This is a genomic window from Longimicrobiaceae bacterium, from assembly GCA_035936415.1.
GTDB lineage: Bacteria > Gemmatimonadota > Gemmatimonadetes > Longimicrobiales > Longimicrobiaceae > JAFAYN01.
Genome location: DASYWD010000341.1, coordinates 1 through 7,476, shown reverse-complemented (window position 1 = coordinate 7,476; position 7,476 = coordinate 1). Strand labels below are relative to the sequence as shown.

General features: G+C 73.4%; 7 protein-coding genes. All 7 read left to right on the top strand.

The window, feature by feature from the left end:
* Window positions 1-113: 113 nt before the first annotated feature.
* Complete coding sequence (locus VGR37_13985) at window positions 114-1,199, top strand: hypothetical protein (protein HEV2148508.1); 1,086 nt, start codon at window positions 114-116, stop codon at window positions 1,197-1,199.
* A 184-nt stretch (window positions 1,200-1,383) separates the two neighbouring features.
* Window positions 1,384-3,048, top strand: a complete 1,665-nt coding sequence (locus VGR37_13980; GenBank protein HEV2148507.1) for a M28 family peptidase — start codon at window positions 1,384-1,386, stop codon at window positions 3,046-3,048.
* 125 nt (window positions 3,049-3,173) lie between these two features.
* Window positions 3,174-3,734: a DinB family protein gene (locus VGR37_13975; protein HEV2148506.1), complete on the top strand. Its 561-nt coding sequence runs from the start codon at window positions 3,174-3,176 to the stop codon at window positions 3,732-3,734.
* A 9-nt stretch (window positions 3,735-3,743) separates the two neighbouring features.
* The gene (locus VGR37_13970) at window positions 3,744-4,238 is read left to right on the top strand and encodes a hypothetical protein (protein HEV2148505.1); all 495 of its coding nucleotides are present in this window, start codon (window positions 3,744-3,746) and stop codon (window positions 4,236-4,238) included.
* A 190-nt stretch (window positions 4,239-4,428) separates the two neighbouring features.
* Window positions 4,429-4,626, top strand: coding sequence for a hypothetical protein (locus VGR37_13965; GenBank protein ID HEV2148504.1), 198 nt, complete (start codon window positions 4,429-4,431; stop codon window positions 4,624-4,626).
* 135 nt (window positions 4,627-4,761) lie between these two features.
* Window positions 4,762-7,239, top strand: a complete 2,478-nt coding sequence (locus VGR37_13960; protein ID HEV2148503.1) for an endonuclease/exonuclease/phosphatase family protein — start codon at window positions 4,762-4,764, stop codon at window positions 7,237-7,239.
* Window positions 7,236-7,476: FHA domain-containing protein (locus VGR37_13955; GenBank protein ID HEV2148502.1), on the top strand; the 241-nt coding region annotated here is incomplete at its 3' end. The genes VGR37_13960 and VGR37_13955, both read left to right, overlap by 4 nt.

Sequence of the window (7,476 nt, the reverse complement as noted above, 5' to 3'; positions counted from 1 at the left end):
TCCTCGCGCAGCGCGCGAGGATCCGCCCGGCTTGACCGCGCCCGTGTGGGCTCCAAGATTCGGATCGCGCCGGACGCTGCCCGCCCCGGCCTCTCCCGTCCGCCGATCCGGTGATGAGCATCGCCCTCTCCCTCCCCCTGCTGCTCGTCTCCTTCCTCCTCATCGGCGTCGTCACGCAAAGGTACTTCCTCCCCAGCCTGGAGAACGTCGCGGCCTGGCTCAAGCTCCGCGAGAACATCGCGGGGGCCACCCTGCTCGCCTTCGGCAGCAGCGCTCCGGAGCTGTTCACCGCCTCCCTCACGCTGGTGTTTCTACAGGGCACGGCCTCGTTCGGGGTCGGCAGCATCGTCGGCTCGGCGCTGTTCCAGATCCTGGTGGTCATCGGCTTCGCCGCCCTGGTCCGGCCCGGCCGTCTGCGCTGGCGGCCCGTGGTGCGGGACGGAGCGGTGTACGCCGCAGCCGTGGCGCTGCTCTTCTTCTTCGCGCGGGACGGGGCCTTCACGGTGGCCGAGGGAGGGGTGCTCGTCGGCAGCTACGGGATGTACCTCGGCCTGCTGGCGTTCTGGTCCAGGCACGTGCCTCGCTCCCCGGAGGAGCCGTCCGAAACCGAGGATGGGGCGGACGAGGGCGCGGAGGGTGCCGTCTCCGCCGCGCTCTCGCGGCTCTCCGTGATCGCGCTGCCGGTGGAATTCCTCCTCCGGCCGATCCCGGACCCGCGGGAGAGGCCGAAGTGGACGGTGCCGGTGTTCCTGCTCTCGCTGGTCGTCATCGGGGGAGGCGCCTACCTCTTCGTCCGGGCCGGGGAGGACGTCGCCCTCTTCCTGGGGGTCGATCCCGCCATCGTGGCGCTCACGGTGATCGCGGGGGGGAGCTCCGTGCCCGAGCTGGTCGCGTCCGCCGTCGTGGCGCAGCAGGGAAAGCACGACATGGCCGTGGCGAATGCGCTGGGGAGCAACACCTTCGACATCCTCGTCAGCCTGGGCTTCCCCGTTCTGCTGGCGACCCTGGTGCATGGCAGGATCGAGGGCGTCGGCGGGCCCGGGATCACCTCGTCCATCCTCCTGCTCCTGGCGACCCTGGTCCTGGTGGTCGGCCTGCTCGCGCTGCAGAAGTTCAGGACGGGCCGGATCTTCGGGACCGTGCTCCTCCTCTCCTATGCTTTCTACGTGGTGGCCGCGTATCGAGGCTGGATCGGCTAGGCCGCGGCGTGATGGGCCGGACGGTCGCTGCACCGGACGCGCGGCCTTATACTTGAGCCGCAAACGATCCCGGGGGCGATCATTTGGCGGCCCCGGGTGTAGCCAGAGTGGCGCCGAACGATCGCTCCTCGTGGCACGGCGCCGTTCCGTCCGTCATTTCCCGAGACCGATGAAAGGATCCGCAATGAAGCTGTTCAGATCCATCGCCCCGGCCCTCGTTCTCGCCGGGTGCGCCACCGTGCCTCCGCAGGGGGCGCCGTCCCCGGCCGGGGCGGTGATCGATCCCGCGCGCGTGGCGGAGCATATCCGCATCCTGGCCTCGGACGAGTTCCTGGGGCGCGGCCCCGCGACTCCGGGCGAGGAGAAGACCGTCGAGTACATCGCCGAGCAGTTCCGGCAGGCAGGGCTGGAGCCCGGCGGCCCAGGCGGGAGCTGGTTCCAGGAGGTGCCGCTCAACCAGTACGACATCGTCGGCCAGCCCGAGCTGAGCTTCACGGTGGGCGGCCGGCGCCGGGCGCTCACGCAGGGCGAGGAGATCGCCGTGCGCGCCAGCATGGCGGGGGTGGACCGTGTCGACCTCAAGAATGCCCCGCTGGTGTTCCTCGGCTACGGGGTGCGGGCGCCGGAGCGGAACTGGAACGACTTCGAGGGGCAGGACCTGCGCGGCAAGGTGGGCGTCGTCCTGGTCAACGATCCCGACTTCGAGACCGGCGAGGGTGACTTCGGCGGGAAGGCGATGACCTACTACGGCCGGTGGACCTACAAGTACGAGGAGGCCGCGCGCCAGGGCCTCGCCGGGCTCCTCATCGTGCACGAGACCGCCCCGGCGTCGTACGGCTGGGCCACGGTGAAGAACTCCAACACCAACACCATGTTCGACATCGTCCGGGCGAACCCGGCCGAGGTGCACCCGCCGGTGGAGGGGTGGATCCAGCGCGACGTGGCGGTGGAGCTGTTCCGGGCCGCCGGGCAGGACTTCGAGGCCCTGAAGCGCCGGGCGCAGACCCGCGGCTTCCGGGCGGTGCCGCTGGAGGGCGCCACCTTCTCGGCGGACTACGCGGTGCGGAGCGCCGGGATCCGCTCGCGCAACGTGCTGGGCCGGCTCCCGGGCACCACCCGCCCGGGCGAGACGATCCTGTACGGCGGCCACTGGGACCACCTGGGGGTGGGCGCCCCGGACGCGCGGGGGGACAGCATCTACAACGGGGCGGTGGACAACGCGACGGGGATCGCCGCGGTCATCGAGATCGCGCGCGCCTTCGCGAACGGCCCGCGCCCGGAGCGCTCCCTGGTGTTCGCGGCCTGGACGGTGGAGGAGAAGGGGCTGCTCGGCTCGGAGTACTACGCCGCCAATCCGGTGTACCCGCTGGAGACCACGGTGGCGGGCTTCAACATCGACGCGCTCGACCCGTACGGACCGGCGCGCGACGTGCTCGTGATCGGCTACGGGCAGAGCGAGCTGGAGGACTACCTGGAGCGCAGGCTGGCCGCCGTCGGGAGGGTGGTCGCGCGCGACGCGGCCCCGGAGGCCGGCTACTTCTTCCGCTCCGACCACTTCCCCATGGCCAAGCGCGGCGTCCCGATGCTGTACGTGGACAGCGGGCAGGACCTGCTGGACGGGGGCACGGACGCGGGCGCGGCCGCCGCCGCGGCCTACCGCCGGGACCGCTACCACCAGCCGGCGGACGAGTTCGACCCGGCGACCTGGAACGTGGAGGGGATCGCGCAGGACGCGGCGGTGCTCTACGCCCTCGGCCTGGAGCTGGCGAACTCGCGCGCCTGGCCGAACTACCGCCCGACCTCCGAGTTCCGCCCGGTCCGCGACGCCTCGGCGGCCGCGCGCCCGTAGCGGGGGCGCCCCGCGCCCGGCGGGTCCCGGTCTCTTCCGGGGCCCGCCCGGCGCGGCGGCTTCAGTGCAGCGCCAGGCGACGCCGGGCGCTCCGGCGGGCGGGCACACTCATCCCGGAGGGTTTCATGCTGGTGTCCGAGCTGCGGGAGCTGGTGCGGCACATGGAGTGGGCGGACGCGCTGGTCTGGCGCGCGGTGCTCGCCCATCCCGCGGCGCACGCGGACGCGCCCACGCGCGAGCGCCTGCACCACGTGCACATGGTCCAGTGGGTGTACCTGCAGATCTGGCGCGGCGAGCCGGTCGCGGTCCCGGAGGCGTCCGCGCTCCCGGACCTCCGCGCGATCCGTGCGTGGGGCCGCGACTTCCACGCGGAGGCGTCCCGCTTCCTGGACTCGCTGGAGGACCCGGCGCTGCGCCGACGGATCGAGTTCCCCTGGGCTCCCCAGCTGGCGGAGCGGTTCGGGAGCGCGGAAACGGCCACGCTCGCCGAGACCCTCCTGCAGGTGACCTCCCACTCCGCGTACCACCGCGGGCAGATCAACGCGCGGCTGCGCGAGATCGGGGGAGAGCCGCCGCTCGCCGACTTCGTCGCCTGGATCTGGATGCGCAGGCCCGGCCCGCCGTGGGACGAGCCGCACGCCGGTCCCGCCGGCCCGCCCCCGGCGGAGCGCCCGAGCGCCGGGTAGCGCCCGCCCATGCACCGCTTCGCCGAGCCCCTCACCGCGCGCATCGCCGGCTTCCTCCGGGAGGTCGGCATCGAGGTCGATGCCTGCGAGCTGTCCGGGGACTGCTTCCTCCCCGGGATCCGCGTGGAACGGGGGCGCCTGCTGGTGGACGAGGACCGGCTCGCGCACCCGGGCGACCTGCTCCACGAGGCCGGGCACCTGGCCGTCACGCCGGCCGAGCGCCGCGCCGGGCTGGGGGGCAGCGTCACCGGCGACCTGGGGGACGAGATCGGGGCCATCGCCTGGTCGTACGCCGCGGCGCGCCACCTGGGGATCGACCCGGCCGTCGTCTTCCACCCGCACGGCTACCGCGGCGCCTCCGGCGGATTCCTCGACAACTTCGCCGCGGGGCGATACGTGGGGGTGCCGCTCCTGCAGTGGATGGGCCTCACGCTGGACGAGAAGAGCGCGGCGGAGGCGGGGTGCGCGCCCTATCCGCACATGCTCCGCTGGCTGCGCGAGTGAGCGAAGCGGCGGGAGCGGCTCCCGCGGTGGATCGGGGCGGCGGGGAACCGGGACGCGGTGCTGCGCTGCATCGACCGCCTGGAGGCGCGGCTGCGTGAGGCGGAACGCCCCACCCGGTAAGGCGGCCCGGCGCTTGCTGTGGTGCACGGTGCAGCTCCGCACTCGCCGCGCGCAATCCGGAGGCACTCCGATGCAGACCCGCGTATCGCTGCTCGCCCTCCTCCTGGGCGTTTCCGCCTGCTCCATCCCGTTCACCACGTCCAGCGAAGAGCGCAAGGCGCCCTGCGACCGGCTGGCGGCACGGGCCATCCAGACCTCGTCCCTGGAGGACGCCAAGAACCTGGCGGCCCAGGCGTCCGGGTGCTACGCACGCGCCCAGGGGGACTGACCGTTCCCTCTCTCCCGCCCCTGCCCGACCGGCCCCGGCACCCCTTGTGCACGTGCCGGCGCCCGCGGACGCCGTAGAAGCGGTTCGCGTCCGCCGGTCCGGCAACTCGCAATCGCGTGGAGGGGGAAGGGGTAGATGGGCTTCGGGGTCCTCGCCGCACTGAGCGGGCTGCTGGTCGTGCTGACGCTGCTTCCGCTCTCGCGCTGCGAGGCCTGGTGGGTGCGGGGACTGGACTTCCCCCGGCTGCAGCTCGCCGGGCTGGCCGTCGCGCTGCTCGCGGTGGAGCTCGCCGTGCTGGACTGCTCGCAGGCCGCGGCGTGGGGGGTCCTGGGGACGACGCTGGCCTCCCTGCTGTACCAGGCGTCCTGGATCCTCCCTTACACCCCGTTCTTTCCGAAGGAGGTCGCCGCCGCGGCGGAGGCCGACCCGGGCAGCTCGCTGCGCATCCTGGCCGTCAACGTGCTGACGCCCAACCGGAACGCGGAGGGGCTCCTGGAGATGGTCCGCCGGAGCCGGCCCGACGTGCTGGTGGCGGTGGAGACCGACGGGTGGTGGGAGCGGCGGCTGGACGCGCTGGAGCCGGAGTACCCGCACGTCATGCGGTGCCCGCTGGAGAACCTGTACGGGATGCACGTGTACTCCCGGCTCCCGCTGGAGGACGCCCGCATCCAGTTCCTGGTGCAGGACGACATTCCCTCCATGCACGCCGTGGCCGTGCTCCCGTCCGGGCGGCGCGTGCGGATGCACTTCCTCCACCCGGCGCCGCCCAGCCCCACCGAAAACCCCGAGTCGTCCGAGCGCGACGCCGAGCTGATCGTGGTGGGGAAGAGCGTCGCGGAGGCGCGCCTCCCGGTGGTGGTCACGGGCGACCTGAACGACGTGGCCTGGTCGGCGACGACGCGCCTCTTCCGCAAGGTCAGCGGTCTCCTCGACCCCCGCGTGGGACGGGGGATGTTCAACACCTTCCACGCGGAGTATCCGTTCCTGCGCTGGCCGCTGGACCACGTCTTCCACAGCCGCCACTTCACCCTCGCCCGGCTGGAGCGCCTCCCGGCCTTCGGCTCCGACCACTTCCCCATCCTGGTGGATCTGGTGCTCGCGCCCGAGCGGGCGCCCGAGAACGGCGGGGGCTGCGGGCGGACGCGGAGGACCGGGCGTGGGCCCGGGAGAAGATGCGCGACGAGCACGTCTCCGACGGCGCCGTGCACACCCCGGGCGAGTGAGCCGGGCGGCACCGCCGAAACCCTGGGCGTAGCGCCCGGGAGGAGCTACTTTGTAGCGAGCGCCCTCGCCCGTCCTCCCCCGCCACACCGGTCCCGATCCATGCACCTCCCCTTCCTGCGCCCACGGCGACTCCGGGCCGGGCTCCTCGCCGCGGCCGTGCTGGCCGCCGGCCCGCTCCCCGCCCAGGAGCGCCTCGCCGGCACCGAGGCGGTGTTCGGCCGCTACGCCGACCACGTCGTCAAGCTGCAGGTGGTGGAGACCGGCTCCGCCGCGCGCGCCAGCACCGGGTCCGGCTTCTTCGTGAGCGCCGGGGGGCACCTGGTCACCAACTACCACGTGGTCTCGCAGGTGGTCCACGACCCCGGCCGCTACCGCGCCGAGCTGCTGGACGCCGCGGGGACGCCGCGCCCGGTGGCCGTGCTCGCGGTGGACGTGGTGCACGACCTGGCCGTCCTCCGCGCCGACCTCCGCCCCCGCCGGTTCTTCACCCTGGGGACGGGAGGGGCCGTGCAGGGGAACCGGCTGTACTCGCTGGGCCACCCCAGCGACCTGGGGCTCAGCATCGTGGAGGGGACCTACAACGGGCTCCTGCGGCACACGCTCTACCCGAAGATCCACTTCACCGGCTCCATCAACCCCGGGATGAGCGGCGGCCCCACCATCGCCGCGGACGGGAGCGTGGTCGGCGTGAACGTCTCCACGGCCGGGAACCAGCTCAGCTTCCTGGTCCCCGCCGACCGCGCGGCCGCGCTGGTGGCGCGGGCCACCGCCCCCGGGTACCGGCCCCCGGCCAGCCTCCTCGCCGAGGTGGGGCGGCAGGTGCACGCCAGCCAGGACGTGTACCTCCGGGAGCTGTTCGCGGGGCGGCCGAAGACGGTGGCGCTGGGGCCGTACCGGGTCCCCACGGAGCCGGCGCCGTTCTTCCGCTGCTGGGGCGACGCCCGGCGCAGCGGAGAGCTGCCGTACGAGATCGTCGACCACGACTGCTCCACGGACGACTACCTGTTCGTGGCCGGGGGCCAGGAGTCCGGGGTGGTGGCGGTCACGCACCAGCTGGTCTCCACGCGCACCCTGAACCGGTCGCGCTTCTTCGCCCTCTACACCCGCGTCTTCCAGGAGGACAACACCCCCGGGGGCGACGAGGAGCACGTCACCTCCTGGCGCTGCGGCACCCGCAACCTCCGCAACGCCGCCGCCACCCCCATGCGGGCGACCCTCTGCGTGCGGCGCTACCGCAAGCTCGGCGAGCTGTACGACGCGGTCCTCAAGGTGGCGGTCCTGGGCCGCCGCGACACGGGGCTGGTGTCCACGCTCACCCTGGCCGGGGTGAGCCACGAGAACGTGGGCCGGGTGACCGCCCGCTACCTGGAGAGCATCACGTGGCGATGATCCTGGAGGTGGTGGGCGAGCGCGGCGAGCGGACGCGGCTCCGGCTGGGCTCGCTCCCGCTCACGGTGGGGCGCGGCCCCGGCAACGACCTGATCCTGGACGACCCGTACGTGGACGGCCGCCACGCCCGGATCGGGCCGGACGAGGCGGGCGTGCTGGTGGTGGAGGACCTGGGGAGCGTGAACGGTCTGGTGACGCCGGGGCGCCCCGGCCGGGCGGCGCGCGTGGAGGCCCGGC